The organism is Kitasatospora purpeofusca (assembly GCF_000718025.1).
Taxonomy (GTDB): domain Bacteria; phylum Actinomycetota; class Actinomycetes; order Streptomycetales; family Streptomycetaceae; genus Kitasatospora; species Kitasatospora purpeofusca.
In genome coordinates this window covers 115,187-140,968 of sequence record NZ_JODS01000004.1, presented here as the reverse complement: position 1 = coordinate 140,968, position 25,782 = coordinate 115,187, and the positions used below count along the sequence as shown (strand labels likewise).

The window sequence follows — 25,782 nt, the reverse complement described above, 5'->3', positions numbered from 1 at the left end:
CCCGGGCGTCCGACTCAATAAGGTGTGTGCCGTGGCGACGCACCTCGAACCTCGGACAGGCACGGGAGTACCTTCGGTACCCAACCGTCGGACAGCGCTGCGGGAGGCCAGTGGTGCGTGAGTATCTGCTGGTGCTGTTCTGCACCGCGGCGGTCACCTATCTGCTGACCGGCCCGGTCCGGAAGTTCGCCATCGCGGCGGGGGCGATGCCCCCGGTCCGCGCGCGCGACGTGCACCGCGAGCCGACGCCGCGGCTCGGCGGCATCGCGATGTTCGGCGGACTCTGCGCGGGCATCCTGGTCGCCTCCCAGCTCGACAACCTGAGCAAGGTGTTCTCCCAGGGCACCGACATCCGCGCGCTGCTCTCCGGCGCCGGCATCATGTGGCTGCTCGGCGTGCTGGACGACAAGTGGGGCGTGGACGCCCTGGTGAAGCTGGGCGGCCAGATGATCGCCGCCGGCGTGATGGTGTGGCAGGGCGTCACGGTGATCACCCTGCCGGTGCCCGGTGTCGGGCCGGTCGCGGTCAGTCCGACCCAGGGCATGGTCATCTCGGTGGTCCTGGTCGTCGTCATGGTCAACGCGGTGAACTTCATCGACGGACTGGACGGCCTGGCGGGCGGCATGGTCTGCATCGCCGCGATCGCCTTCTTCCTGTACTCGTACCGGCTCTGGTACGGCTACACGATCTCCGACGCCGCCCCCGCGGTGCTGTTCAGCGTGCTGCTGATCGGCATGTGCCTGGGCTTCCTGGCGCACAACATGCACCCCGCCCGGATCTTCATGGGCGACTCCGGCTCGATGATGCTCGGCCTGATGCTGGCCGTCGCCGCGATCTCCATCACCGGCCGGGTCGACCCCGACCTCATCACCAGCGAGCTGGGGTCGCAGACCGCCACCGTGCACGCCCTGGTGCCGATCTACATCCCGCTGCTGCTGCCGCTGACGGTCATCGCGCTGCCGCTGGCGGACCTGCTGCTCGCGGTGGTCCGCCGCACCTGGGCGGGCCAGTCCCCGTTCGCCGCCGACAAGCGGCACCTGCACCACCGACTGCTCCAGGTCGGCCACTCGCACAGCCGCGCCGTACTGATCATGTACTTCTGGGCCGCGCTGATCGCCTTCGGGACCGTCGCCTTCTCGGTCACCAACACCGGCCGGACCGTCGTCCTCACGCTGGCGGGGCTCTGCCTGGTCGGCCTGGTGGTGCTGCTCACCCCGCGGTTCCGGCCCCGGGCCCCGCGCGCGGTGCAGGCCTTCGTGCCGCCGCGCTACCGCCGCCGTCCGGTGCGCCGGACCGACGCCGCCCCGGTTGCGGAGAGCACCGGGAGCACCGAGGGCTCCGAGCTCACCGCCGAGTCGGCCGGGCGTACGAGCTCCGAGCCGATGGCCGAACTGTCGGCCGAGGACAAGCGCCTGCTCGGCGGAGTGCCCAAGGGATCGTCGGCGGTCACCGGCCGCGGACACGGCAACGGCCGCGGCCGTTGGGAGAGGTGAGGGCGCGTCAAGTGGCTTCACCCGATCGGCGGCACCCTTGGGCCATCGGTGTGACAGGTGCCACACATTCATGGTAAAGCTCTCATCAAATAGTTTGTGATACCGTTCACGAGTACCGAGAACACGCCGAAAGACCTGACAGGTGGATGACTTCCGTCCCTGGCAGGTCCCACTCGACGGGCTCGCCGTCGAGAGGTCGGCCTGCGGTGGTTTCCGGTCCGGTATCACCCACCGAGTTCTGTGCCCGTCCCCCCGCCACATCGACATGCCGCCGGAGCTGCCGACATGCCGTCCAACGACGCCCGGATCCTCCGAGGCGCCGCGATCCCCACTGCGGTCGCCGGAGTCATCGCGATGGCGATCTCCTTCGCCGTCGCGGGTGGCAAGGGCCTGCTCGGGGCTCTCTTCGGCGCCCTGCTCGTGCTGGTCTTCTTCGCCTCCGGCCAGGTCGCCCTCGACCGGCTGACCAGGTCGAACCCGCAGATGATGATGGCTGTCGGGCTGCTGGTGTACACCACGCAGATCCTGCTGGTCGGCATCGTGCTGGCGGTCTTCAAGAACACCGAGCTCTTCAACCGGCAGGCCTTCGCCTTCACCCTGCTGGGCTGCGTGCTGATCTGGACGGGCTTCCAGGTGCGCGGCTTCCTCAAGGCCAAGACCTTCTACGTCGAGACCGACGCCTCCGAAAACAAGGCCGAGAAGCCCTCGGACAAGGGGCGTCAACAGTGACGACCGCCCACTGTCCCCCCGACGAGGGGGGCGGTGTTTATGCCGCACTGACGGACTGCTATCGTCCGTCGCAACAACGGAGTACGGGAAGAGGCCAGGTCCATCCGCACCGCGGATCGATCGCCCCCCGGATCCGCGCAGTCTTCGATGATCCCGCTGTGGTGCAGTGCTCTGCCGCGCGGGGTCGGCGAGAAACCCATCAAGTTCCAGTGCCGCTCCGTGGCCCCAGGCCATGCCGACACACCGAGGTTGCCGTAACCATGCGTCACGACGAAGGAGTCCGTGGTGAGTGCTGAACTCACGTCCCTCGCCTCAGGCAGTTGCCACTTCGGGGACGCTGGCTGCGGCTTCCCGGCCCCGGGTCTGAACGAGTTCCAGTTCGAGCCGATTTTCACCATCGGCAGCTTCGAGTTCAACAAGCCGATGCTGCTGTCGATGATCGTGGCTGTCCTGGTCATCGGCTTCTTCTGGGCGGCCTTCGCGAAGCCGAAGCTCGTCCCGGGCAAGCTGCAGCTGGTCGGTGAGATCGGCTACGACTTCGTCAAGCGCTCCATCGTGCTGGAGACGATCGGCAAGCGGGGCGAGAAGTACGTCCCGATGCTCGTCTCGATGTTCTTCATCATCTGGCTGATGAACATCCTGTCGGTCATTCCGTTCGCCCAGTTCCCGGTGACCGCGGCGATCGCCTTCCCGGCCGGCCTCGCGGCCGTCGTGTGGGTCACGTACATGGGTCTGACCTTCAAGAACCACGGCTTCGTCGGTGGTCTGAAGAACCTCTGCTGGCCGTCGGGTATCCCGGGCTGGGTCATGTTCATCCTGGTGCCGATCGAGTTCTTCTCGAACATCTTCGTGCGCCCCTTCACGCTCGCGGTCCGAGCCTTCGCGAACATGTTCGCCGGCCACCTGCTGATCGTGATGTTCTCCATCGCCTCCTGGTACCTGCTCAGCCCGACCCTGGGCGCGCTGTACGGCTCGGCCTCGTTCGTCGTCGCCGTCGGCCTCACCGCCTTCGAGCTGCTGGTCCAGTTCCTGCAGGCCTACATCTTCGTGATGCTGGCCAGCAGCTACATCGCCGGTGCCCTCGAAGAGGCGCACTGAGCCCGGGCCCCTCACCGGGCCCGCCACGATCCACACCTCCCGGAATGCCCGGTGGCCAATCACCACCGGTTCACCACCCTGCAAAGGACAACTGCAATGAGCTTCCTCGCTGAGGGCACTGTCTACGGTTCCGTCGCCTCGATCGGCTACGGCCTCGCCGCCATCGGCCCCGGCATCGGCGTCGGTCTGATCTTCGGCAACGGCGTCCAGGCCATGGCCCGCCAGCCCGAGGCTGTCGGCCTCATCCGCTCCAACATGTTCATCGGCTTCGCGCTCACCGAGGCCCTCGCGCTGATCGGCATCGTCATGCCGTTCGTCTTCGGCAACAAGTAATCCCGCCGCAGACCCATTCGAGGAAGGTCCAGATATGAGCATCGCGGCTCAGCTCGCGGCCGAGGAGAAGATGAACCCTCTCCTCCCCGCTTGGCCCGAGATCATCATCGGCCTGCTCTGCTTCTTCATCGTCTTCGGTCTCCTCGGCAAGAAGATCCTCCCCAGCATCGAGAAGGTGCTGGCGGAGCGCCGGGATGCCATCGAGGGCGGCATGGAGCGCGCCGAGGCCGCTCAGAACGAGGCGCAGGCCCTGCTCGAGCAGTACCGCGCCGAGCTCGCCGAGGCGCGTCACGAGGCTGCTCGCATCGTTGAGCAGGCTCGCGAGCAGGGCGCTGCCCAGCTCGTCGAGATGCGCGAGGAGGGCCAGCGTCAGCGCGAGGCCATCGTCGCCGCCGGCCACGCCCAGATCGAGGCCGACAAGAAGCAGGCGACCGCCGCCCTGCGCCAGGACGTGGGCTCGCTGGCAACCCAGCTGGCGTCCCGCATCGTGGGTGAGTCCCTCGAGGACCAGGCGCGACAGAGCGGCGTCGTCGACCGCTTCCTGGACGAGCTGGAGGCCAAGGCCACCGTTGCTCAGGGTGCGGCGAAGTGATCGGCGCCAGCCGTGAGGCCCTCGCCGCCGGGCGGCAGAACCTCGAGAGCCTGACCGACTCCACCTCGGTGGACGCGGCCCGGCTCGCCGAGGAGCTCACCGCCGTCACGGCCGTGCTGGACCGCGAGGTCTCGCTGCGCCGGGTCCTGACCGACCCGTCCCGGTCCGGTCAGGACAAGGCTCAGCTGGTCTCCTCGCTGCTGGCCGGCCAGGTCTCCGGCGAGACCGCCGACCTGGTCTCCGGCCTGGTCCGCTCCCGCTGGTCGGGTGGCCGTGACCTGGTCGACGCCGTGGAGGAGCTGGCCGCGTACGCGGAGGTCATCGCCGCCGACAGGGCCGGTGCCCTGGACGACGTCGAGGACGAGCTCTTCCGCTTCGGCCGGGTGGTGAGCGGCTCGCACGAGCTGCGCGCCGCGCTGACCGAGCCCAAGGCCGGCGCCGTCGCCAAGGCGGGCCTGATCAAGAAGCTGCTCGGCGGCCGCGCCAACGCGGGCACCGTGCGGCTGGTCACCAGCCTCGTCAACAACCCGCGTGGCCGTAGCCTGGAGCAGGGGCTGGAGTCCTACTCCAAGCTCGCCGCCGCCCGGCGCGATCGCATGGTGGCCCAGGTCACCACCGCGGTGCCGCTGTCGGACAGCCAGAAGGAGCGCCTGTCGGGCGCCCTCGGCCGGCTGTACGGCCGCCAGGTCCACCTGAACATCGATGTCGACCCCCAGGTCGTCGGCGGTGTCCGGGTGCAGATCGGTGACGAGATCATCGACGGCACCGTGTCGAGCCGCCTCGAGGGCGCTCGCCAGGTACTCGAAGGCTGAGCACCGAAGCAGCACATCCGACCCTCGGTCGGGAAACCGGCTCCACCGGAGTCGGCAAAACGTACGGCCGGTTCATACGACCCGGCCGAGAGTCGAGCACTTGCGGCCCTCAATGGCGGGCCGAGGATCGCAAACTAGGAGAGCAGGGAAGCCTGATGGCGGAGCTTACGATCCGTCCGGAGGAGATCCGGGACGCGCTGGCCGACTTTGTCCAGTCGTACCAGCCGGACGCCGCCTCTGTGGAAGAGGTCGGCACGGTCACTGACGCGGCGGACGGCATCGCGCATGTCGAGGGCCTGCCCTCGGTCATGGCGAACGAGCTGCTGAAGTTCGAGGACGGCACGCTCGGCCTCGCGCTGAACCTCGACACCCGCGAGATCGGTGTCGTCATCCTCGGTGAGTTCGGCGGCATCGAGGAGGGCCAGACGGTGCGCCGCACCGGCGAGGTCCTCTCCGTGCCGGTCGGCGACAACTACCTCGGCCGCGTTGTGGACCCGCTGGGCAACCCGATCGACGGTCTCGGCGACATCGCCGCCACCGGTCGTCGCGCCCTGGAGCTGCAGGCCCCGGGCGTCATGGCCCGCAAGTCGGTCAAGCAGCCGCTGCAGACCGGCATCAAGGCCATCGACGCGATGACCCCGATCGGCCGCGGCCAGCGCCAGCTGATCATCGGCGACCGCCAGACCGGCAAGACCGCGGTGGCTGTCGACACGATCATCAACCAGCGTGACAACTGGCGCTCGGGCGACCCGGAGAAGCAGGTCCGCTGCATCTACGTCGCCGTGGGCCAGAAGGGCTCCACCATCGCGTCCGTCCGCGGCGCCCTGGAGGAGGCCGGCGCGCTGGAGTACACCACCATCGTGGCCGCTCCCGCCTCCGACCCGGCCGGCTTCAAGTACCTGGCTCCGTACACCGGCTCCGCCATCGGCCAGGAGTGGATGTACGACGGCAAGCACGTCCTGATCATCTTCGACGACCTGTCGAAGCAGGCCGAGGCCTACCGTTCCGTCTCCCTGCTGCTGCGCCGCCCGCCGGGCCGCGAGGCGTACCCGGGCGACGTCTTCTACCTGCACTCCCGTCTGCTGGAGCGCTGCGCGAAGCTGAACGACGCGCTGGGCGGCGGCTCGATGACCGGTCTGCCGATCATCGAGACCAAGGCCAACGACGTGTCGGCGTACATCCCGACCAACGTCATCTCGATCACCGACGGCCAGTGCTTCCTGGAGTCCGACCTGTTCAACGCCGGCATCCGCCCGGCCGTGAACGTCGGTATCTCGGTCTCCCGCGTCGGTGGCTCCGCCCAGATCAAGGCCATGCGCTCGGTCGCCGGCCGTCTGCGCCTGGACCTCGCCCAGTACCGTGAGCTGGAGGCCTTCGCCGGCTTCGGCTCCGACCTGGACGCGGCCTCCAAGGCCCAGCTGGAGCGCGGTGCGCGCATGGTCGAGCTGCTGAAGCAGGGCCAGTACCAGCCGTTCCCGGTCGAGGAGCAGGTCGTCTCCATCTGGGCCGGTACCACCGGCAAGCTGGACGACGTCCCGGTCGCCGAGATCCGCCGCTTCGAGCGCGAGTTCCTGGACTACGTGCGCCTGCAGCACAAGGACCTGCTCGCGGGCATCGTCGAGACCGGTCTGCTCGCCGACGGCACCGTCGACGCGCTGACCGCCGCCATCGGCGAGTTCAAGCAGGGTTACCAGACCGCTGACGGCAAGCTGCTCTCCGAGCAGGCCTGAGTCCGGTAGCGAGGGAAAGGACGTAACGACCCATGGGAGCACAGCTTCGGGTCTACAAGCGCCGGATCCGCTCTGTCACCGCGACGAAGAAGATCACCAAGGCGATGGAGATGATCTCCGCGGCGCGCATCGGTAAGGCGCAGCGCGCGGTGGCCGCCTCCACCCCGTACGCCGATGAGCTCACCCGGGCGGTGACGGCAGTGGCCACCCGGTCCACCGCCAAGCACCCGCTCACCAGCGAGAACCCGAACGCCACGCGTGCCGCAGTCCTGCTGATCACGGCGGACCGCGGTCTGGCGGGCGGCTACTCGTCCAACGCCATCAAGGCCTCGCTGGCGCTCGCCGAGCGTCTGCGGTCCGAGGGCAAGGACGTGGTGACGTACGCCGTCGGCCGCAAGGGCGTCTCGTACTACGGCTTCCGTGACCTCGCGGTCGCGGAGTCGTGGACGGGCTTCTCGGACAAGCCGACCTACGGCGACGCCAAGCTCGTCTCGGCCGCGCTGATCGAGGCCTTCACGGCCGAGACCGGCGGGGTGGACGAGGTCCACGTGATCTCGACCAAGTTCGAGTCGATGCTGACGCAGACCGCCGTCGACGCGCGGCTGCTGCCGCTGAAGCTCGACGAGGTCAAGGTCAGCGAGGAGTCGTCGGCCAAGGAGATCTTCCCGCTCTACGACTTCGAGCCGTCGGCGGAGGGCGTCCTCGACGCGCTGCTGCCGCGGTACGTGGAGAGCCGGATCTACAACGCGCTGTTGCAGTCGGCCGCCTCCGAGCACGCCGCCCGCCGCCGCGCGATGAAGAGCGCGACGGACAATGCCGGCGAGCTCATCAAGTCGCTCACGCGGCTTGCCAACTCGGCCCGCCAGGCCGAGATCACCCAGGAAATCAGCGAGATCGTCGGTGGCGCGAACGCGCTCGCTGACGCGAGCCGCGGGAGCGAATGAGTATGACTACCACTGTTGAGCCGACCACGGCGACGGGCCGCGTCGCGCGGGTCATCGGCCCGGTCGTCGACGTGGAGTTCCCCGTCGACGCGATCCCGAACATGTTCAACGCCCTGCACGTCGAGGTGGACAACCCCGACGGCAGCGGCAAGAAGACCCTCACCCTCGAGGTCGCCCAGCACCTCGGCGACGGCCTGGTCCGCGGCATCTCGATGCAGCCGACCGACGGCCTGGTCCGTGGCTCGCAGGTCACCGACACCGGCTCCGCCATCTCGGTGCCGGTCGGCCAGATCACCAAGGGCAAGGTGTTCAACGCCCTCGGTGAGGTGCTGAACGTCGACAAGGACGAGTTCGAGTCGCAGGTCCAGGTCCGGTGGCCGATCCACCGCAAGGCCCCCGACTTCAAGGACCTCGAGTCCAAGACCGAGATGTTCGAGACCGGCATCAAGGTCATCGACCTCCTCACCCCGTACGTGACCGGTGGCAAGATCGGTCTGTTCGGTGGTGCCGGTGTCGGTAAGACCGTTCTGATCCAGGAGATGATCTACCGCGTCGCCGAGAACTTCGGTGGTGTGTCGGTCTTCGCCGGCGTCGGCGAGCGTACCCGTGAGGGCAACGACCTCATCGACGAGATGGTCGACTCGGGCGTTCTGGACAAGACCGCGCTGGTCTTCGGCCAGATGGACGAGCCGCCGGGCACCCGTCTGCGGGTCGCGCTCTCCGCGCTGACCATGGCGGAGTACTTCCGTGACGTCGAGAAGCAGGACGTGCTCCTCTTCATCGACAACATCTTCCGGTTCACCCAGGCCGGTTCCGAGGTGTCGACCCTGCTCGGCCGTATGCCCTCCGCGGTGGGCTACCAGCCGAACCTGGCCGACGAGATGGGCCTCCTCCAGGAGCGCATCACCTCGACCCGCGGTCACTCGATCACCTCGATGCAGGCGATCTACGTCCCCGCGGACGACCTGACCGACCCGGCCCCGGCCACCACCTTCGCCCACCTGGACGCGACCACCGTTCTGTCGCGCCCGATCTCGGAGAAGGGCATCTACCCGGCCGTCGACCCGCTGGACTCCACGTCCCGCATCCTCGACCCGCGGTACATCGCGCAGACCCACTACGAGACGGCCATCCGTATCAAGGGGATCCTGCAGAAGTACAAGGACCTCCAGGACATCATCGCCATCCTCGGTATGGACGAGCTGTCGGAGGAGGACAAGATCACGGTCCACCGTGCCCGTCGCATCGAGCGCTTCCTCTCGCAGAACACCTACGTGGCGAAGCAGTTCACCGGCGTCGAGGGTTCGACCGTGCCGCTGTCCGAGACCATCGAGGCGTTCAACTCGATCGCGGACGGCAAGTACGACGCCGTTCCCGAGCAGGCGTTCTTCATGTGCGGTGGCATCGAGGACCTCGAGCGCAACGCCGCCGAGCTCGCGAAGAAGTAGTCGCGGCCGGTAGCAGCCGAGCGTGATCGTGAGGGGTGGGCCCCAGCCCTGGGACCCACCCCTCGCGTCGCATCGGCTGTGATTCCGGTCAAATCCGTGCCGCCGGTTTCATGCCGGGGGCGCGGGCCCGTTATTCTTACCGAAACTCCCGAGTAATCGGGGGTTGCATGAGCCTAGGAGCCCACGTTGGCTGAGCTGCACGTCGAGCTGGTCGCAGCCGACCGCAAGGTGTGGTCCGGTGCGGCCACCATCGTCGTCGCCCGTACGGCCTCCGGTGACACCGGCATCATGCCGGGTCACACCCCGGTGCTGAGCGTGCTGGAGACCGGTCCGGTCACCATCCGCACCACGGACGGCGGCACCGTGATCGCTGCGGTGCACGGCGGCTTCATCTCCTTCGCCGACAACAAGCTGTCTCTGCTCGCGGAGATCGCCGAGCTGGCGGACGAGATCGACGTCGCGCGCGCCGAGCGCGCACTGGACAAGGCCAAGTCCGACCTGGACGAGCACGCCGAGCGGCGTGCCGAGGTCCGGCTGTTCGCGGCGCGCGGCCTCAAGGCCCGCGCCTGATTGTGCCGGACCCCGCCTGAGCGGGGTCGACCGACGGTCCCGGGGACGCGTGAGCGTGACCCCGGGACTGTCGTCTCAGTTGGTAGGTCAACGCGGTCGCCTGGTACGGCCGAACGGGGAACGCGGGTAGCGAGGAGGTAGGTGAGCATGGTCCTCGCCCTTGTGGTGTGTGCGGCGGTCGTGGCGCTCGGAGTGATCGGGTTGGTCGCGTTCGCGGTACGCCGCCGTGTGATCCAGCGGGTCGGCGGCACGTTCGACTGCAGTTACCGGCTCAAAATGCCGGTCGACGCCTCCACGCAGCCCGACCTCGACGAGAACGGCAAACCCACCTCGGCCCCGGTTCCCCAGACCGACGGCAAGGGGTGGGTTTTTGGTATCGGCCGGTACAGCGGTGACTCCATCGAGTGGTTCCGGGTCTTCTCCTACGCCCCGCGCCCCCGCAAGGTGCTGCCGCGCCGGGAGATCGAGGTGCTGGGCCGGCGCTACCCGGAGGGGCAGGAGGAGCTCGCCCTGCTCTCCGGCTCGGTCGTGCTGCGATGCCTGCACGAGGGCGCCCCGCTGGAGCTCGCCATGAGCGAGGACGCGCTCACCGGCTTCCTCGCCTGGCTCGAAGCGGCCCCGCCCGGGCAGAGGGTCAACGTCGCCTAACCGGCCCGGCTAGGGTGGCCGCATGGTCAATCTGACGCGCATCTACACCCGTACCGGCGACGACGGCACCACGGCGCTCGGTGACATGAGCCGCACGAGCAAGACCGATCCCCGCCTGGTCGCCTACGCCGACGCCAACGAGGCGAACGCGGCGATCGGTGTGGCGATCGCGGCCGGCGCGCTGCCGGACGACGTGGTCACGGTGCTCACCCGGGTGCAGAACGACCTCTTCGACGTCGGTGCCGACCTGGCGACCCCGGTGGTGGAGGACCCCAAGTACCCGCCGCTTCGGGTCGAGCAGTCCTACATCGACAAGCTGGAGACGGACTGCGACCACTACCTCGCGGAGCTGGAGAAGCTGCGCAGCTTCATCCTCCCCGGCGGCACCCCGGGCGCCGCGTACCTGCACCTGGCCTGCACCGTGGTGCGGCGGGCCGAGCGGGCCACCTGGGCGGCGATCGACACCCACGGGGACACCGTCAACCCGCTGACCGCCAAGTACCTCAACCGGCTGTCCGACCTGCTGTTCATCCTGGCCCGGGCCGCCAACAAGGAGCGCGGCGACGTGCTCTGGGTGCCGGGCGAGAACCGCTGAGGCGAGCGCGCGCGGATGCGGTGGACCGTCTCCCGTTCGGTCCACCGCACCCGCACCCGCCGTCGCTGTTCTAGGAGTGGTTCGCCCGCTCGGGGACGCTCCGGCCGACGACCCGGCCGTCCTCGACGATCGCGCCGGCCGGCGGCTGCTTGGGCCAGAGGGTGTAGCTCGTGGCGATGACGAGGTTCACCACGGCGGCGATGCCCAGCCGCCAGTACCACTGGTCGAACACCCCGGTCCCGGTGGCGTCGGTGAACAGCTTCAGCGAGGTGATCAGGGTGAGCGTGATCGCCACCGAGATCAGGGTGCGCCGGCAGATCGCCCACTCGTGCCGGCTCCGGGCGGTGCCGTACTTGGGCGCGGGCAGCGGCTTCGGGCCGCCGCCGAAGCGGTGCAGGAACTGCCCGTCGGCCCAGCGGACCACGGACGGCCCGTAGCCGACCGAGAAGCCCAGGTAGCTCGCGGCGAGCGCGTGCGTCCAGGAGGCGGTGGCGCCGCCGCGCAGGTCGAAGAAGGTGAGCAGGAACAGCGCCAGGTCGATCACGGGCAGCCCGACCAGCAGGACGGTGCTCACCTTCTGCCACCGCAGCAGGTAGCGGGCGGCCAGGCCCAGCGCGAGAACCACCCAGAAGGCGACCTCGGCGGCGAGGACAAGGGTGACGATCATGAGGCGCTCCAGTTCTCGACGACGCCTCCAGCCTCCCCGCGGCACCCCCTCGCTCGCGTCGTCGGCGAGGACGGACCCGCCCTGCATCTTTCGATGTAGCGGCGCTCCTCCCGCCTCCGGAGTCGGCCGCGGGGCCGGGGATGATCTGATGGGGGCGTGCGCAGACCCACACCCACCCCACGGCAGGTCGATGCCTCGATCGCGCTGGCCGGGCTGCTCGGCGGACTGCTGCTGATCGCCTTCCAGGTGTACGACCACTCCTCGGCCATCCCCCGCTGGCAGGTGCTGCCTGCACTGCTGGCGATGGCGGCCCTGGAACTCGTCCGGCGGACCAGGCCGATCACCATCGCCGTCCTCGGCGGGCTGGTCTTCGCCGGGAGCATCTTCTCCGGCGCCCTGCTGGCGACCACCATGATGTACACCGACCTGCTCTACGCGGCGGTGGTGTACGGGCCCCGGCGGATGTCGCCGATCCTGCACATCAGCGGAATCGCCTCGGTCCTGGTGCTGAGCACCCTGAGCTTCGTCTACAGCGACACCGGTACGGCGGTCGCGGTGGCGGTGATCACCACCCTGGTCTTCCTGGGCCCGCTGTGGAGCGCCGACATCGTGCGCAAGCACCGGCAGGAGGCGGAGTCCCAGCGGCTGCGGGCGGAACAGACCGCGCTGCTCTCGGAGATGGACCGGCGCGAGGCGGTGGTCACCGAACGGGCGCGGATGGCACGCGAGTTGCACGACGTGGTGGCCAACCACCTGTCGGCGATCGCGATCCACGCGACCGGCGCGCAGTCGCTGGCGCGGCGCCAGGGCCGGCCGGCGGACGATCCGGTGCTGGAGGTGCTCGGCGTGATCCGGGAGAACAGCGTCCAGGGTTTGGCCGAAATGCGCCGCATCGTCGGGCTGCTGCGGGACAGCGGCGGTGGCGAGGCCGACGAGTCGTACGCCGCGCCGGACCTGTCGGCGGTGGACGCGCTGCTCGCCAAGGCCCGGGCGGCCGGGCGGGACGTCGGACTGGACTTCGAGCTGACGGAGTGCGGCGAGCGCGGGGTCCTGCCGGTGCCGGTCGGGCTGGCCGCGTACCGGATCGTGCAGGAGTCGCTCACCAACGCGCTCAAGCACGCCGGCCCGGGGGAGGTCCGGGTACTGCTGGACTTCCGGGTCGAGGAGCTGCGGATCAGTGTGGACAGCCCGTTCCGGAGCGGGGCCGGGCAGGCACTGCCGGGGGCCAGGGCCGGGCTGGTCGGGATGGCGGAACGGGCCTCGCTGCTGGGCGGCAGCTTCGAGGCCGGGCCGGGGGACGGGAACTGGAGCGTGCGCGCGGTGCTGCCGAGGGAGCAGACGACGGAGAAGGGGGCGGGACGGTCATGACGATCCGGGTGCTGGTCGCGGAGGACCAGGCGGCGGTCAGGGCGGCGCTGGTGATGATCCTGCGGGCCGAGCCGGACCTGGAAGTGGTCGGCCAGGCGGCGGACGGCGAGGAGGCCGTCCGGCTGGCGCTGGAGCTGCGGCCCGACGTCGTCCTGATGGATGTGCAGATGCCGCGGCTGGACGGGGTCTCGGCGACCCGCCAGGTGGTGGCGGCCGGGGCGGCGCAGGTCCTGGTGCTGACGACCTTCGACCTGGACGAGTACGTCTACGGCGCGTTGCGGGCCGGGGCGGCGGGGTTCCTGCTGAAGGACCTGGAGGCGGACGCCCTGGTCGACGGCATCCGCACGGTGGCGCGCGGGGACGGCATGCTGGCGCCCTCGGTGACCCGCCGGCTGATCGGGACCTTCGCCCGCCCGGAGCGGCAGGTGGGGCCGGAGGTCCGGGAGGCGGTGGCCGGGCTGACGCCGCGCGAGCGGGAGGTGCTGGCCTGCATCGGCGCCGGGCTGTCGAACGGTGAGATCGCCGGGCGGCTGGAGATGGCGGAGGCGACCACCAAGACCCATGTCAGCCGTATCCTGGCCAAGCTGAGGCTGCGCAGCCGGGTGCAGGCGGCGATCCTGGCCCAGGATCTGGGGCTGATGATCTGACCGGTCCGATCGATCCGATCAGCTGACCTTCTCGCCCGCTCAGGTCTGTCGCAGATCACACCCCCGGATGCCACCACGGGCGCCGAATCGGCATTAAAGTCCCGCCCATGAGTGATGCGGCTCGGTGGGTGACCCCTGCCTTGAGCCGCCTTCAGGGCCCGCCCACCAGGGCGGCGACGGCATCGGGAGACCAAGCCATGAGCAGTGCGTCCAGCAAGCAGATCGCCGTGATCGGGGCCGGCCTGATGGGCGCCGGCATCGCCCAGGTCTCCGCCCAGGCCGGACACCCGGTGGTCCTGCGCGACGTGACCGAGGAGGCGCTGCGCCGGGGCCTCGACGGCATCCGCGCCTCGTACGACAAGTTCGTCTCCAAGGGCCGGCTGACCGCCGAGGACGCCGAGGCGGCGCTCGGCCGGATCACCACCACCACCGACCTCGGCGCGGTCGCCGAGGCGGACATCGTGGTCGAGGCGGTGTTCGAGCAGCTGGAGGTCAAGGAGGGCGTCTTCCGGGAGCTCGACAAGCTCGCCAAGGACGGCGCGGTGCTCGCCTCCAACACCTCCGCCATCCCGATCACCCGGATCGCCGCCGCCACCTCGCGCCCCGAGTCCGTCGTCGGCGTGCACTTCTTCTCGCCGGTGCCGCTGATGAAGCTGGTCGAGCTGGTCCGCGGCTACAAGACCAGCGACGAGACGCTGGCCACCGCCCGGGCCTTCGCCGAGGGTGTCGGCAAGGACGTCGTGGTGGTCAACCGCGACGTGGCCGGTTTCGTCACCACCCGCCTGATCACCGCCCTGGTCGTCGAGGCCGCCAAGCTCTACGAGTCGGGCGTCGCCTCGGCCGAGGACATCGACGCCGCCTGCCGGCTCGGCTTCGGCCACCCGATGGGCCCGCTGGAGACCGCCGACCTGACCGGCGTGGACATCCTGCTGCACGCCGCGCGGAACATCTACAGCGAGACCCAGGACGAGAAGTTCGCCGCCCCGGAGATCATGGCCCGCATGGTCACCGCCGGTGACCTGGGCCGCAAGAGCGGCCGCGGTTTCTACCCGTACCCGGGCAAGTGACCGCCGCCGGCTGAGCCGACGGATCGGACGGGCCGTGCGGTCGTGGGACCGCGCGGCCCGTTCTGCCGGGCCTGGTGAGTTTCCTCACGCCGGTGCCGCAGACGGGTGATTTGGGCGGTAATCGAGCGTAAGTGTGGAGAGTTCCTGCGTATATTCCCTCGGACGAGTGAAGTTGCTTCAGATCCGGCCGGAACCAGCAACCCGAGGGCCCGGCTCGCCGTCAGATGGATGACGGGGAACCCGGCATTCCGTCCGGGGCCGGCGCGCGGGGCCGCAGGGCCCGACCGGCGCCCGGAGCGTCACCGCCCCCGGCCCGGCACCGCCGGCGGCACCCGTACCCACCGAGACCCACCCGGCCACCGACACCCGGCGGCACCGACCGCCAGGACCGGCGCCGAGCCCGGTCCGCCCCGGCACGCCGGGCCCGCCCCGCGGAGGAGGAGAGCATGCGCATCACCGGCAACCACGTGGCGCTGGCCCTCGAAGGCCGCCTCGACGTGCGTACCGCCGCCGACGCGCGGGCGCGGCTGCACCAGGCCGTCGACGGCGGCCTCGGCGACCTCGTGCTCGACCTCGGCCGGCTGGAGTTCTGGGACGCCACCGGTCTGGGCGTGATCATGGGCACCCACCGCCGGGCCGGCCGGATCGGGCGCCGACTGGTGCTCCGCTCCGTCCCGGCCCAGCTCCAGCGCCTCCTGGTGGCCACCCGGCTGCACCGCATCCTCGCCGTCGAGGGCGTCACCGCCGAACCGCTCGGCGCCACCCTGCCGGCCCTCTGACGGTCCCGGCGGAAGCCGCGGCGACACCCCCGGCCCGGCCCCGGCCCAGCCCCGGCCCGGCCCCGGACCCCGCGAATCCTTGCGCCCAGCGGCCGGTGACGGCCCGACGCTGCACGGGCGGGCGCGGATGTGCGAGAGTCTGGCGTCAGGAAACGGCCGCCGGGGCCCGGCCGCAGGCCGTGGACGACGCCGGCCGGTACGGAGCGACGGCGCGAGCGTGGGGCGGAGCAGAACGTGGCACAGCCAACCGGGGACTTCCGGCAGGAGTCCGTGCGCACCCGGAACGGTGAACTCGTCTCCGGCGGACTGCTGGTGGGAGTCGGCGGCCCCGAGGGCTCCGAGGTCCGGCCCTGTCCCGAGGAGTGGCGCCCCCGCCCCCGCCGGACCGAACCGGGAGCGGCCGCCCGCGGCCCGGCCGGCGACCCCGGCCGCCAGGTCGGCCCGCTCGCGCTCGGCGCCGGCCCCGCCGACCTCCCGCTGCTCGACCGCGAGGCCGACATCGCCCAACTGCTCGGCCTGCTCGCCGAGGGGCGCTCGATACGCCTGGTCGGCCAGGCCGGCTCCGGCCGCAGCGCCCTGCTGTCGGCCGTCGCCGCGGCCGCCGGCGACCTCGCCCCCGGCGGCGTGGTCCAGCTCCGCGGCCACCGGCGCACCGCCGCCGACCTGCTCCAGGAGCTCTTCGCCGCGACCCACCACGCCCCCGGCTTTCGCCCCGACCCCGGCCAGCTCGCCGAGCACCTCGCGGGCGTCGGCGCGATCGTCGTCATCGACGAGGTCGAACCCGACGGCGCCGAACTGGAGGCGCTGCTCGCCACCGCCCCCGACTGCGCCTTCCTGATCTCCTCCGCCGCCGACGGCCCGCTGCTCCCGGCCGACTCCCGGCTCCAGGACCACCTGGTGGCCGGCCTCTCCCGGCCCGCCTGCCTGGCCCTCGCCGCCCGGCTGGCCGGACGGCCGCTGGACGCGGCGGAGAAGGCCTGGGCGGTGGACCTCTGGTTCGAGTCCGAGGGACTGCCGCTGCGCTTCGTCCAGGCCGCCGCGCTGCTGCGCCAGCGGGACGTCGCGGTGGACGCGCTGGTCGCCGCCGAGGAGGACCGGATGGACGTCTTCGGCGCCGTCCGGGAGCCCGTGCACGACCCCGACCCGGCGGTCCGCGAGGCGGCGCTGCGGGGCACCGTGCCGCTGCCCTCGGTCGCCGAGTCCACCCTCCCCGCCGTGCGGCTGGCCGAGGGGCTGACCGAGACCGCGCAGGCCGTGCTGAGGCTCGCGGTGGCCCTCGGCGGCGAGTGCCCGACCGCCCCGCACCTGCCCGCCCTGATCGACGTCGGCCAGGGCGAGAGCGCGCTCGCCGAACTCGCCGACGCCGGGCTCGCGGTCTCGATCGGCGGCCACCACCGGCTGACCGCCGGGGCGCTGGAACTGCTCGCCCCGCACTGGCCGGCCCGGGACAGCGTGGACGGCGCCGCCCAGCACTTCTCCTGGTGGGTCGGGCACTCCTCGGTCTCGTTGTCGCAGATCGCGGCCGAGGCCGAGGTGGTGATCGGCGTGCTGCTCGCCGACCGGGAGGCCGGGCGGCACGACTCGGTGCGGCGGCTGGCCCGGGCGGCGGCCCCGGCCCTGGCCCTGGCGCTGCGCTGGGGGGCCTGGGAGCGGGCGCTGCAGCTCGGCCTGGAGGCGGCCCGGCGGACCGGCGCCGGGGCCGACGAGGCCTGGTTCCACCACGAGCTGGGGGTGTACGCCCTCTGTGTCCGCGAACCCGGGCGGGCCGTCACCGAGTTGGAGGCCGCGCTGACGCTGCGGTCCGCGCTCGGCGAGGTGCGCGGGGCGGCCGGGGCGCGCCGGATGCTCGACCTGCTGCGGGCCGAGGGCCGCCAGCTGACGGCCGCGGACCCGGCCGGTTCGGGATCCGTCCGCAGGCCCGGCATCCGGGCCATCGCGCGGGTGCCGCTGCGGATCGGCGCCGCCGCGGCGGCCGGTCCGGGCCGGAGCAGACGGACGGTCATAGCCGCCTCGGCGGCGGTGCTGGCGCTGGGCGTGCTCGGTACGGCGGTCGGGCTGACGGTGACCGGGGAGGACCGCGGCAACGACCCGCACAGCAGCAGCGACGACGGCTCCACGCTGCCCGGCGCCGAGACCTCGCCGCGTCCGTCCTCGCCCCGGCCGACGGCCTCCGGGGCCTCCTCGCCGGTCACCCTGCCGGCCACCGGAGCGACGGGCGGGCCGGTCCTGGAGCAGTCGGCGGCCGGTACGCCGAGCGCCGGCACCACGGCCTCCCGGACGCCCTCCGGCTCGCCGTCGGCCTCGGGTTCGGCCTCGGCCTCGAAGAAGCCGAGCGGTTCGCCGAGCCCGGGGGCGAGCACCGCCACCACTCCGCCGCAGACCCAGGCCCCCAACCCGCCGCAGCCCCCCGGGGGCGGCGCCGCGGGCGGTACCGGCGGCGCCGCGGGCGGTACGAGCGGCGGTGGGACGACCGGTGGGTCGACAGGCGGAACGACCGGTGGCGGCACCACCCCGCCGCCCGGGGACCCCAGTCCGTCCCCGTCCACGGCCTCCCCGACGGCGACCCAGCCCCCGAGCCCGACCTCTAGCCCTTCCGGAACGGCGACGTCGCCGGGCTCGGCGAGCCCGACGACGTCCACTCCGGCGCCTCCGCCGACCGGTTGACCGGCCGGCCGGGGGTCAGAACAGCTTCAGCTTGTCGTCGTCGATGCCGCGCAGCCCGTCGTAGTCCAGCACCACGCAGCCGATGCCGCGGTCGGTGGCCAGCACGCGGGCCTGGGGCTTGATCTCCTGCGCGGCGAAGATGCCCTTCACCGGGGCCAGCAGCGGGTCCCGGTTGAGGAGTTCCAGGTACCGGGTGAGCTGTTCGACGCCGTCGATCTCGCCGCGCCGCTTGATCTCCACGGCGACCGTCGCGCCGTCGGCGTCGCGGCACAGGATGTCCACCGGGCCGATCGCGGTCGGGTACTCGCGGCGGATCAGCGACCAGCCGGCGCCGAGCACCTCCATCCGGTCCGCGAGCAGCTCCTGGAGATGTGCCTCGACGCCGTCCTTGATGAGTCCGGGGTCCACCCCGAGTTCGTGGGAGGAATCGTGCAGCACCTCCTCCAACGTGATGATGAGCTTCTCGCCGGCCTTGTTCTCCACCGTCCAGACCCCGTCGGCCTCCTTGAGGACGCACGGCGGGGACATCCAGTTGAGCGGCTTGTAGGCGCGGTCGTCGGCGTGGATGCTGACGCTGCCGTCGGCCTTGACCAGGATGAGCCTGGTGGCGGAGGGCAGATGGGCGGAGAGCCGACCGGCATAGTCGACTGAGCAGCGGGCAATTACGAGACGCACGGTCGACCACGCTAGCCCACCGGGGCCAGTTGATGCGATTCCACGACGACCGGGTGAAGAATCCGCGAACCCCGCCACGATGGATGCCCTGCGATCCCGTCAAAGCCTGTCGGCACCCTGGCGGCCATCACCATAGACAGCTACGGTGTGTGACGGCTTGCTTGCGGGAGCGCTGTCAACGGGGATGGAGACTTCAGATGAACGATCCGACAGGTTCCGGCCAATCCGGTGCACAGGGGCGTATTCCCGGAGGAATCCGCCGGAACCACCGGCCTGGTCCGTCGTTGGCTGCCACGCTGTCCTAAGCGGGCGGCGCCCCGGCCGCGTCCCTCGACGCACCAGCGGCGCCCCTGCCTCGGCGTGTTGCCGGAAACACGGTCGTCCGACGGCGTCACACCCGTCCGACGGTGTTCCGGACACAGACGCGCCTACACCCTCACCCTCAGCTCTGACTTGGACTACGCATTTCACCGCCCGCGCGCCGCGCGGGCGGACCGCGAGAGGAGAATCCATGTCGCTCGACGTCTCACCGGCCCTGCTGGAGAAGGCCGCGCGGGACGAGGTCGACGAGCGGGAGTTCGTCGACTGCGTCCGCGTCTCCCTGCCGTACGCCTGGGAGCTGATCAGCTCGCTGGTCGCCCGGGCCGAGGTCGACGGCACCGACTTCGCCGACAACCACGTACCGCCGCCCAGCGAGCAGGCCCGCGGCCAGCTCCTGCGGGCACTGGCCAGCGACGCCATCCGGGGGGCCCTGGAACGGCACTTCGGCGTCCGCCTGGCCTTCCAGAACTGTCACCGGGTGGCGGTCTTCCGGCCGTCCTCCGCCAACAAGAAGCGGTACGAGCGCTTCACCTCGGTCCGCGAGCAACTCCTCAACCAGTCCGACGAACTCCGGGACTGCTGAGCAGGTCACCTGCTCGCCTCCGGGGCACCTCTGTCGGTGCGTACGGTCGGCGCTCTCGTCCGACGACCGTACCGGCCGCCGGGCCCCTGACGGGTGCCCGGCGGCCGTGCCTCACCCCAGTTGCGGCAGGACCTCGGAGCCGATACGGGCGATGTTGTGCAGGGTGGCATCCCGGTCGCCGCTGCCCTCGGCGAGCAGGGCGAACCGGCGGATGCCGGTCCGTTCGGCGGTGGCCAGCAGCCGGTCCGCGCACTGCTTCGGGGTCCCGACGGCGTGCAGGTCGCAGAGCAGCTCGGTGTACTGGTGCGGATCGCGCATCTTCCGCTCCCGGCCGTCCACCGTGCGGTGGGCGCCGAGCCCGAACTCGAACCAGCCGGGCATGGCGCGCAGCAGGGTGGCCCGGGCCGTCGAGGCGCGGTCGTCGACCTGGGCGACCCCGGCCGCGACGTGCTGGCGGGTGATGCGCCGCAGCTGCTCCTCGCCGCGCCCGGCCGCGAGCCAGGCGGAACGATACAGCTCCAGCATGTGCAGCTTGTCCTCGTCGCCGGAGTGCATGCCCAGCAGCATCGGCAGGCCCCGCTCGGCGGCGGTGCGGACCCCGCCGGGCGAGGTGCAGGCGACCACCATCGGCGGACCCGCCACCGGCCGGCCGGTGGCGGTGAGTTCCTCGGCGGAGCCGTCGACGTCCTGGCGCTGCCGGGGGAACCGCAGGGTGCCGGCCCGTTCGTCGAGGCCCAGCCAGGAGCCGAGGTCCGGCTGCCGGGGCGGCTCGGTGGCCCGGGGCACCACGGCGACCTCGGGGAAGGTGAACTGCGGCCCGGCCGCGCCCACCCGGGTGCCGCGGAGCCAGCGCAGCAGCAGGTCGAGCCGCTCCGGGAAGCCCCTTTCGAAGGCGTCGACACCGCCGCCGAACACCTCCAGGTCGATCCACGGGCCGCCGCGCCCCACCCCGAGCGTGAAGCGTCCGTCGGAGGTGAGGTGGAGCAGTGCCGCCTGTTCGCCGAGGGCCACCGGATGGACGGTGGAGAGCACGCTGACGGCCGTGCCGATGCCGATCCGCCTGGTGCGGCCGAGCAGCAGTGCGGCCAGGGTGGCGGCGTTGGGGCAGACCCCGTACGGGACGAAGTGGTGCTCGGCCAGCCAGACGCTGTCGAGTCCCGCCTGTTCGGCCGCGACGGCGGCGCGGACGGTGCGGTCGAGCGCCTCCCCGTGGGTCTGGCCGGGGAACTGCGCCGAGAGCAGGAACGCGCCGACCTGGACGGGTGCGGTGTCCGCCGTGCCGGCGCCGGTGCGCCGGTCCGCCGGCAGCGGGGTGCCGGCGGCGGCCGTCACGGTGGTGGGGGTCAGCGCCGGGCCGGGAGCCGGCGGGCGGACCCCGACGGGCCGGCGGGTCTCGGCGCGGGTGCTGGTTCGGGTCATGGTGAGGCCTCCTCGGGTGCGCGCAGGGTCTGCGGGCCCCGCCTGTCCCCTCGTGAGTAGCCCATGTCATGTGCCAATGGCACGCCGAACCACCAATTTCCCAGAGAATCGGGTGGATCTCAGGGGAAACAGCCGATCATCCTCCGATGCCGTGATAGTGGCCCACCCGGCCGGTGTGCGGCCGTACGCTGGAACGGTTCCCGACACCCCGCAGAGAGGTAGCCCGACGTGTCGCCCCGACGCAACCGGATCAAGAGCGCCGCCGAACCGGACCGGGCGGAGCCGGCCGCCCCGATGGGCAGCTCGATGCGCCGGACCGAGAGCTACCAGGGCGACGACTGGGTGGTGCAGACGGTCGCGGGGACGGCCGGCCGGCACTACCGCTGCCCGGGCTGCGACCAGGAGATCCCGCCCGGGACGGGGCACTTGGTGGCGTGGCCGCTGCACGGCGCGGGCGTGGACGACCGGCGGCACTGGCACCGGGCCTGCTGGGGCGCTCGGGAGCGCCGGGCCTCGAACCTGCTCCGCGGCCGCGGCGCTCCCCGCTACTGACCCGCACCGGCCGGCACCGGTCCGCCCGACCGGCTCAGGCGTCGCGGTTCTTCAGCACCAGCGCGCCGCCGGCCAGCGCGGCGACCGTCCAGGCCAGGCAGATCAGGAAGCCCGCCCACGGCCCGTACGGCTGGCCGTTCTGCTCGTAGACCAGCAGCATCCGCGAGCCCGCGTAGTCGGGGAAGTAGTGGGCGACGGTCTTGGCGCCCGGCACCGCCGAGAGGATCGGCGAGAGCAGGAAGAAGAACGGCACCAGCACGCCCAGCGCGAGGGTCTGGTTGTGCAGCATCGTGGTGACCCCGGCCGAGAAGAGGCAGAGCATCGTCAGGTAGAGCGCGGCGCCGAACACCGCGCGCAGCACGTTCGGCTCGCCCAGCGAGGTGGAGTGGTCGCCGAGCAGCGCCTGGCCGGTGAAGAAGGTCAGGAAGGCCGTCACCAGCGAGACGGCCAGGGCGAGGCCCCCGAGCACCACGGCCTTGCCGGTGAGCAGGGTGCCGCGCTGCGGGACGGCCGCCAGGGTGACCCGGATCATCCCGCTGCTGTACTCGTTCCCGATCGCCAGGACGCCGAAGACGATGATGGCCAGCTCGCCCAGGAGGATGCCGGAGAAGGCGGTGCCGGTGGCGTCGAAGGGGGTGTTGTCGCTGCGGAACTCCTCGAAGTTGTTGTTGGTCAGCAGCGACAGCAGGGCGCCGACGCCGAGGGTGACCACGAAGGTCAGCGCGAGGGTCCAGATCGTCGAGCGGACGCTGCGGATCTTCGTCCACTCGGAGCGCAGGACCGCGGGGAAGGACGCCATCTCAGTTCTCCTCCGTGCCGCGGGCGGCCGGCTGGCCCGCCGCCCCGCCCTTCCAGTCGGCGCCCCAGACGCCGGGTGCGCCGGCCGCGTCCCGGCCCGGTCCGTCGCCGGCGTGGTACTCCACCGCGTCGGCCGTCATCTGCATGAACGCCTCCTCCAACGAGGCCTGCTGCGGGCTGAGTTCGTGCAGCACCACGCCGTTCGCGGCGGCCAGCTCGCCGAGCGCGGCGAGGTCGCCGTCGACCACCTCGACCGAGCCCGTCGGGCCCGCCTCGTGCCGCACTCCGGCGCCGGCCAGCGCGTCGAGCAGCCGCTCGGGCTGCGGGGTGCGCAGCCGGACGGCGGAGCGGGAGTTGCGCCGGATGAATTCGGCCATCGGCAGGTCGGCCAGCAGCCGGCCGCGGCCGATGACCACCAGGTGGTCCGCGGTGACGGCCATCTCGCTCATCAGGTGGGAGGAGACGAAGACGGTCCGGCCCTCGGCGGCGAGGCGCTTCATGAGGTTGCGGATCCAGAGGATGCCCTCCGGGTCGAGCCCGTTCACCGGTTCGTCGAACATCACGATCTCCGGGTCACCGAGTAGCGCGCAGGCGATGCCGAGGCGCTGGCCCATGCCGAGCGAGAAGCCGCGGGCCCGCTTGCGGGCGACCGGGGTGAGGCCGACCAGCCCGAGCGCCTCGTCGACCCGGCGCTCGGGGATCCGGTTGCTCTGGGCGAGCCAGAGCAGGTGGTCCCGGGCGGTGCGGCCGGGGTGGACGGCCTTGGCCTCCAGCAGCGCGCCGATGTACTTGAGGGGTTCGCTCAGCTGTCCGTACCGCTTGCCGTCGATGGTGACCCGGCCGCCGGTGGGGCGGTCGAGGTCGAGGATCATGCGCATCGTGGTGGACTTCCCGGCCCCGTTGGGCCCCAGGAACCCGGTGACCACGCCCTGGGGGACCTTGAAGCTCAGCCGGTCGACGGCCAGGGTCTTGCCGTAACGTTTGGTCAGGTCGTGCAACTCGATCATCGCTGCTCCCTTACTCTCCGTCAGGCTATGACAAAGCGGACAAGGCGGCCCGCTGAGTGGGCCCGCCGGGCGCACCGGAATACGGTGGCCCCATGACCCAGCTCCCCTCCGCAGTGTCGGTCCGCGAGAGCGGTACCGGAACTCCCCTCGTGCTGCTGCACGCCTTTCCGCTCAGTGCCGCCATGTGGTCCGCCCAACTGGAGACGCTGCCCGGTCCGACCGGGGACCGGGCCCGGGTGGTGGCCCCGGACCAGCGCGGCTTCGGCGGTGCCGGGCTGGGCTCCGAGGAGCCCTCGCTGGACACCGTCGCCGACGACGTGGCCCGACTGCTGGACGCCGCCGGGATCGACCGGACGGTGCTCGGCGGGCTCTCCATGGGCGGCTATGTGGCGCTGGCCTTCGCCGAGCGCCACCCCGACCGGCTGGCGGGCCTGCTACTGGCCAACACCAAGGCCACCGCCGACCCCGGGCCGGCCAGGGCCAACCGGGAGCGGATCGCCGCCGCGGTGCTGGCCCGGGACAGCGTCCGGCTGCTGCTCGACGAGCGCATGGCGGCCGGCCAGCTCGGTCCCGACTCCCAGCACCTGGTGGACCGGGTGGAGGGGATGATCGCCGCCGCACCGCCGGCCACCGTCGCCTGGGCGCAGCGGGCCATGGCGGCCCGTCCGGAGCGGCTGGACGTCCTGGCCGGGGTGCGGGTGCCGGCGGCCGTGCTGGCGGGCGCGGAGGACGCGCTGATGCCCGTCACCGAGGCCGAGCTGATGGCGCGGGCGCTGCCGGACGCCGAGCTGACCGTCCTGCCCGGGGTGGGGCACCTGAGCGCGATCGAGGCGCCGGAGGCCTTCGACGCGGTCGCGCGCCGGCTGCTGGAGCGGGTGGTGGCGGCGGGATGAAGGAGGACCGTGCGGAGGCCGGCGGCTGGGACTTCTCCGCCCTGGAGGTGACCGGCCGGATCCCGTTGACGAACCGGGGCGACGGACTGCTCGAACTGACCCTGGAGCCACTGGGGGAGGACTACTGGATGCGCCCGGGGGAGACGTTCATCGTCACCTCGTACGGCGACTACGGGCCGGGTCACCCGTTCGAGGTGCAGTACTGGCCGGACTCGGTGTCGGTCTGGTGCACCTCGTGGTTCGGCACCGTCTCGGACGACGAGGGCAACCAGCTGAGCCACGGCCACCAGCGGCCGGACGGCGCCTACCCGCGCTACGGGTTGTCCGACAACCCCTGAAGCCTGTTCCGGGGAAGCCGGACGGCCCCCGCCCGGGAGGGGCGGGGGCCGTCGGGGCTCGCGGGGTGCGTCAGCGCGACTGCTGGGCGGGCACGCCCATGGTGTCGTCGTTCGGCAGCGAGGCGGCGGCCACGGCCGCGCCGGTCAGCGTCGCCAGCATCTCGCGGACGTTGGTCAGCTGGGCGTTGATGCTGTCGCGGCGGTTGGTGAGCGCCGCCAGCTCGCGCTCGGACTCGCTGCGGATCCGGTCGGCCTTGGCGTTGGCGTCGGCCACGATGTCCTCGGACTGGCGCTGGGCCGTCTCGACGGTCTGGCGGGCGCGGCGCTCGGCGTCGGTGCGCAGCTTCTCGGCCTCCAGGCGCAGCTGCTCGGCCCGGTGCTCGATCTCGGCCAGCCGCTTCTCGGCCTTGGCCTGACGGGCGGCCAGGTCGCGCTCGGACTGCTCGCGGCGCTTCGCCAGGTTGGTCTCGAACTCCAGCGCGGCCTGGGCGGCCTTGGTGCGGGTCTCCTCGAAGAGGGCGTCCGCCTCCTCGCGCTTGTTCTGCGCGTCCTTGTTTGCCTCGGCGCGCAGCTGGGCGGAGTCGCTCTTGGCCTTGTCGACGATCCGCAGACCCTCGTCCTCCGCCTTGGCCTTGCGGTCCTTGGCGTAGTTCTCGGCCTCGGTGCGAACCTGCTGGGCGGCGGCCTCGGCGAGCTCGCGGTGCTGCTCGGCGGCGCGGTGCGCCTCCTCGCGCAGGTCCTTGGCCTCCTCCTCGGCGAGGCGCAGGATCTTCTCGACCCGGGCGCCGAGACCGGCGTACGACGGCTCCGCCTCGGCGACCGCCGCCTGGGCGGTCTGGGTCTCGAGGTGGAGCTCCTCGATGCGCTTCTCGAGTGCGCTGATCCGGGTCAAGGCACTGTCACGGTCGGCCACCAGCTTGGTGATCCGCTCGTCGACCTGGGCACGCTCGTACCCACGGCGCACCAGGTCGAAGCCGTGAGGGGAGTGACTGTCGCTCATGGGGTTCTGGGC

At 71.6% G+C, this 25,782-nt stretch carries 27 protein-coding genes; 21 read left to right on the top strand and 6 right to left on the bottom strand.

The genetic code is table 11. The annotated features are described in order from the left end of the window. Positions 1 to 113: 113 nt before the first annotated feature. The 12 genes from IF01_RS0109060 (at position 114) to IF01_RS0109005 (ending at position 10,992) form a co-directional block, all read left to right on the top strand. Positions 114 to 1,493: an MraY family glycosyltransferase gene (locus IF01_RS0109060; RefSeq protein WP_030392789.1), complete on the top strand. Its 1,380-nt coding sequence runs from the start codon at positions 114 to 116 to the stop codon at positions 1,491 to 1,493. 285 nt (positions 1,494 to 1,778) lie between these two features. Then, positions 1,779 to 2,222 carry a Cg1360 family ATP-synthase-associated protein gene (locus IF01_RS0109055; protein WP_030392788.1) on the top strand — a complete coding sequence of 148 codons (444 nt, stop codon included), beginning with the start codon at positions 1,779 to 1,781 and terminating at the stop codon, positions 2,220 to 2,222. A gap of 285 nt (positions 2,223 to 2,507) precedes the next feature. Continuing rightward, positions 2,508 to 3,320, top strand: a complete 813-nt coding sequence (atpB, locus tag IF01_RS0109050) for a F0F1 ATP synthase subunit A (RefSeq protein WP_030392787.1) — start codon at positions 2,508 to 2,510, stop codon at positions 3,318 to 3,320. Positions 3,321 to 3,416: 96 nt separating this feature from the next. After that, the gene (gene atpE, locus IF01_RS0109045; protein WP_030392786.1) at positions 3,417 to 3,653 is read left to right on the top strand and encodes an ATP synthase F0 subunit C; all 237 of its coding nucleotides are present in this window, start codon (positions 3,417 to 3,419) and stop codon (positions 3,651 to 3,653) included. 34 nt (positions 3,654 to 3,687) lie between these two features. Further along, positions 3,688 to 4,245: a F0F1 ATP synthase subunit B gene (locus IF01_RS0109040; protein WP_030392785.1), complete on the top strand. Its 558-nt coding sequence runs from the start codon at positions 3,688 to 3,690 to the stop codon at positions 4,243 to 4,245. After that, positions 4,242 to 5,057 carry a F0F1 ATP synthase subunit delta gene (locus IF01_RS0109035; RefSeq protein WP_030392784.1) on the top strand — a complete coding sequence of 272 codons (816 nt, stop codon included), beginning with the start codon at positions 4,242 to 4,244 and terminating at the stop codon, positions 5,055 to 5,057. The genes IF01_RS0109040 and IF01_RS0109035 overlap by 4 nt, the downstream gene beginning before the upstream one ends. A 155-nt stretch (positions 5,058 to 5,212) precedes the next feature. Continuing rightward, a complete protein-coding gene (gene atpA / locus IF01_RS0109030) occupies positions 5,213 to 6,787 on the top strand; it encodes a F0F1 ATP synthase subunit alpha (RefSeq protein WP_030392783.1) in 1,575 nt (524 codons plus the stop codon). Between the two features lie 32 nt (positions 6,788 to 6,819). After that, positions 6,820 to 7,731, top strand: coding sequence for a F0F1 ATP synthase subunit gamma (locus IF01_RS0109025; RefSeq protein WP_030392782.1), 912 nt, complete (start codon positions 6,820 to 6,822; stop codon positions 7,729 to 7,731). Positions 7,732 to 7,733: 2 nt separating this feature from the next. Beyond that, positions 7,734 to 9,179 (top strand): F0F1 ATP synthase subunit beta, encoded by a 1,446-nt coding sequence (gene atpD / locus IF01_RS0109020; protein WP_030392781.1) that lies wholly within the window; start codon positions 7,734 to 7,736, stop codon positions 9,177 to 9,179. Positions 9,180 to 9,365: 186 nt separating this feature from the next. Then, positions 9,366 to 9,749, top strand: coding sequence for a F0F1 ATP synthase subunit epsilon (locus IF01_RS0109015; protein WP_030392780.1), 384 nt, complete (start codon positions 9,366 to 9,368; stop codon positions 9,747 to 9,749). Positions 9,750 to 9,896: 147 nt separating this feature from the next. After that, positions 9,897 to 10,397 (top strand): DUF2550 domain-containing protein, encoded by a 501-nt coding sequence (locus IF01_RS0109010; RefSeq protein WP_030392779.1) that lies wholly within the window; start codon positions 9,897 to 9,899, stop codon positions 10,395 to 10,397. Between the two features lie 22 nt (positions 10,398 to 10,419). Beyond that, on the top strand, positions 10,420 to 10,992 hold the full coding sequence (locus IF01_RS0109005; RefSeq protein WP_030392778.1) for a cob(I)yrinic acid a,c-diamide adenosyltransferase: 573 nt from the start codon (positions 10,420 to 10,422) through the stop codon (positions 10,990 to 10,992). A 70-nt stretch (positions 10,993 to 11,062) separates the two neighbouring features. Here IF01_RS0109005 and IF01_RS0109000 read toward each other — a convergent pair whose 3' ends face one another. Then, positions 11,063 to 11,659, bottom strand: a complete 597-nt coding sequence (locus IF01_RS0109000) for a hypothetical protein (protein ID WP_051741133.1) — start codon at positions 11,657 to 11,659, stop codon at positions 11,063 to 11,065. A gap of 156 nt (positions 11,660 to 11,815) precedes the next feature. On the opposite strand from IF01_RS0109000, the gene IF01_RS0108995 reads away from it, so the two are divergent. The 5 genes from IF01_RS0108995 to IF01_RS0108975 all read left to right on the top strand — a co-directional run bounded on the left by IF01_RS0108995 (position 11,816) and on the right by IF01_RS0108975 (position 18,184). Further along, complete coding sequence (locus IF01_RS0108995) at positions 11,816 to 13,027, top strand: sensor histidine kinase (protein ID WP_030392776.1); 1,212 nt, start codon at positions 11,816 to 11,818, stop codon at positions 13,025 to 13,027. Next, positions 13,024 to 13,674, top strand: coding sequence for a response regulator (locus tag IF01_RS0108990; protein ID WP_030392775.1), 651 nt, complete (start codon positions 13,024 to 13,026; stop codon positions 13,672 to 13,674). Before IF01_RS0108995 ends, IF01_RS0108990 begins: the two co-directional genes overlap by 4 nt. 197 nt (positions 13,675 to 13,871) lie before the next feature. Then, positions 13,872 to 14,741, top strand: a complete 870-nt coding sequence (locus tag IF01_RS0108985; RefSeq protein WP_030392774.1) for a 3-hydroxyacyl-CoA dehydrogenase family protein — start codon at positions 13,872 to 13,874, stop codon at positions 14,739 to 14,741. Between the two features lie 446 nt (positions 14,742 to 15,187). Further along, entirely contained in the window at positions 15,188 to 15,520 is a 333-nt protein-coding gene (locus tag IF01_RS0108980; protein ID WP_030392773.1) for an STAS domain-containing protein, read from the top strand. Between the two features lie 234 nt (positions 15,521 to 15,754). Next, on the top strand, positions 15,755 to 18,184 hold the full coding sequence (locus IF01_RS0108975) for an ATP-binding protein (RefSeq protein WP_157855187.1): 2,430 nt from the start codon (positions 15,755 to 15,757) through the stop codon (positions 18,182 to 18,184). A gap of 15 nt (positions 18,185 to 18,199) precedes the next feature. Here the strand turns inward: IF01_RS0108975 and nucS are convergent, their stop codons facing one another. Next, positions 18,200 to 18,859, bottom strand: a complete 660-nt coding sequence (gene nucS / locus IF01_RS0108970; RefSeq protein ID WP_030392771.1) for an endonuclease NucS — start codon at positions 18,857 to 18,859, stop codon at positions 18,200 to 18,202. A 511-nt stretch (positions 18,860 to 19,370) separates the two neighbouring features. On the opposite strand from nucS, the gene IF01_RS0108965 reads away from it, so the two are divergent. Continuing rightward, the gene (locus tag IF01_RS0108965; protein ID WP_030392770.1) at positions 19,371 to 19,763 is read left to right on the top strand and encodes an SCO5389 family protein; all 393 of its coding nucleotides are present in this window, start codon (positions 19,371 to 19,373) and stop codon (positions 19,761 to 19,763) included. Positions 19,764 to 19,874: 111 nt separating this feature from the next. Here the strand turns inward: IF01_RS0108965 and IF01_RS0108960 are convergent, their stop codons facing one another. Then, positions 19,875 to 21,182 carry an LLM class flavin-dependent oxidoreductase gene (locus IF01_RS0108960; protein ID WP_078879805.1) on the bottom strand — a complete coding sequence of 436 codons (1,308 nt, stop codon included), beginning with the start codon at positions 21,180 to 21,182 and terminating at the stop codon, positions 19,875 to 19,877. A gap of 228 nt (positions 21,183 to 21,410) precedes the next feature. On the opposite strand from IF01_RS0108960, the gene IF01_RS0108955 reads away from it, so the two are divergent. Then, positions 21,411 to 21,734, top strand: coding sequence for an Rv1322 family protein (locus tag IF01_RS0108955; protein WP_030392768.1), 324 nt, complete (start codon positions 21,411 to 21,413; stop codon positions 21,732 to 21,734). Between the two features lie 34 nt (positions 21,735 to 21,768). Here IF01_RS0108955 and IF01_RS0108950 read toward each other — a convergent pair whose 3' ends face one another. Beyond that, a complete protein-coding gene (locus tag IF01_RS0108950) occupies positions 21,769 to 22,533 on the bottom strand; it encodes an ABC transporter permease subunit (RefSeq protein ID WP_030392767.1) in 765 nt (254 codons plus the stop codon). Between the two features lies 1 nt (position 22,534). Then, positions 22,535 to 23,539 (bottom strand): ABC transporter ATP-binding protein, encoded by a 1,005-nt coding sequence (locus tag IF01_RS0108945; RefSeq protein WP_051755034.1) that lies wholly within the window; start codon positions 23,537 to 23,539, stop codon positions 22,535 to 22,537. Positions 23,540 to 23,631: 92 nt separating this feature from the next. Between IF01_RS0108945 and IF01_RS0108940 the strand changes: the two genes are divergently transcribed. Further along, positions 23,632 to 24,432, top strand: a complete 801-nt coding sequence (locus IF01_RS0108940; protein ID WP_030392765.1) for an alpha/beta fold hydrolase — start codon at positions 23,632 to 23,634, stop codon at positions 24,430 to 24,432. After that, positions 24,429 to 24,770 (top strand): hypothetical protein, encoded by a 342-nt coding sequence (locus IF01_RS41470; RefSeq protein WP_037779413.1) that lies wholly within the window; start codon positions 24,429 to 24,431, stop codon positions 24,768 to 24,770. The genes IF01_RS0108940 and IF01_RS41470 overlap by 4 nt, the downstream gene beginning before the upstream one ends. A gap of 70 nt (positions 24,771 to 24,840) precedes the next feature. Here IF01_RS41470 and IF01_RS0108930 read toward each other — a convergent pair whose 3' ends face one another. Further along, positions 24,841 to 25,770, bottom strand: a complete 930-nt coding sequence (locus IF01_RS0108930; RefSeq protein WP_030302799.1) for a coiled-coil domain-containing protein — start codon at positions 25,768 to 25,770, stop codon at positions 24,841 to 24,843. Positions 25,771 to 25,782 lie beyond the last annotated feature (12 nt).

Bases quoted from the DNA above. Each gene is read 5' to 3' on its own strand.
- IF01_RS0109055 (WP_030392788.1), top strand. From the start codon at position 1,779: ATGCCGTCCAACGACGCCCGGATCCTCCGAGGCGCCGCGATCCCCACT.
- atpE (WP_030392786.1), top strand. From the start codon at position 3,417: ATGAGCTTCCTCGCTGAGGGCACTGTCTACGGTTCCGTCGCCTCGATC.
- IF01_RS0109040 (WP_030392785.1), top strand. From the start codon at position 3,688: ATGAGCATCGCGGCTCAGCTCGCGGCCGAGGAGAAGATGAACCCTCTC.
- atpA (WP_030392783.1), top strand. From the start codon at position 5,213: ATGGCGGAGCTTACGATCCGTCCGGAGGAGATCCGGGACGCGCTGGCC.
- IF01_RS0109025 (WP_030392782.1), top strand. From the start codon at position 6,820: ATGGGAGCACAGCTTCGGGTCTACAAGCGCCGGATCCGCTCTGTCACC.
- atpD (WP_030392781.1), top strand. From the start codon at position 7,734: ATGACTACCACTGTTGAGCCGACCACGGCGACGGGCCGCGTCGCGCGG.
- IF01_RS0109010 (WP_030392779.1), top strand. From the start codon at position 9,897: ATGGTCCTCGCCCTTGTGGTGTGTGCGGCGGTCGTGGCGCTCGGAGTG.
- IF01_RS0109005 (WP_030392778.1), top strand. From the start codon at position 10,420: ATGGTCAATCTGACGCGCATCTACACCCGTACCGGCGACGACGGCACC.
- IF01_RS0109000 (WP_051741133.1), bottom strand. From the start codon at position 11,659: ATGATCGTCACCCTTGTCCTCGCCGCCGAGGTCGCCTTCTGGGTGGTT.
- IF01_RS0108990 (WP_030392775.1), top strand. From the start codon at position 13,024: ATGACGATCCGGGTGCTGGTCGCGGAGGACCAGGCGGCGGTCAGGGCG.
- IF01_RS0108985 (WP_030392774.1), top strand. From the start codon at position 13,872: ATGAGCAGTGCGTCCAGCAAGCAGATCGCCGTGATCGGGGCCGGCCTG.
- IF01_RS0108980 (WP_030392773.1), top strand. From the start codon at position 15,188: ATGCGCATCACCGGCAACCACGTGGCGCTGGCCCTCGAAGGCCGCCTC.
- IF01_RS0108965 (WP_030392770.1), top strand. From the start codon at position 19,371: ATGTCGCTCGACGTCTCACCGGCCCTGCTGGAGAAGGCCGCGCGGGAC.
- IF01_RS0108960 (WP_078879805.1), bottom strand. From the start codon at position 21,182: ATGACCCGAACCAGCACCCGCGCCGAGACCCGCCGGCCCGTCGGGGTC.
- IF01_RS0108950 (WP_030392767.1), bottom strand. From the start codon at position 22,533: ATGGCGTCCTTCCCCGCGGTCCTGCGCTCCGAGTGGACGAAGATCCGC.
- IF01_RS0108945 (WP_051755034.1), bottom strand. From the start codon at position 23,539: ATGATCGAGTTGCACGACCTGACCAAACGTTACGGCAAGACCCTGGCC.
- IF01_RS0108940 (WP_030392765.1), top strand. From the start codon at position 23,632: ATGACCCAGCTCCCCTCCGCAGTGTCGGTCCGCGAGAGCGGTACCGGA.
- IF01_RS41470 (WP_037779413.1), top strand. From the start codon at position 24,429: ATGAAGGAGGACCGTGCGGAGGCCGGCGGCTGGGACTTCTCCGCCCTG.
- IF01_RS0108930 (WP_030302799.1), bottom strand. From the start codon at position 25,770: ATGAGCGACAGTCACTCCCCTCACGGCTTCGACCTGGTGCGCCGTGGG.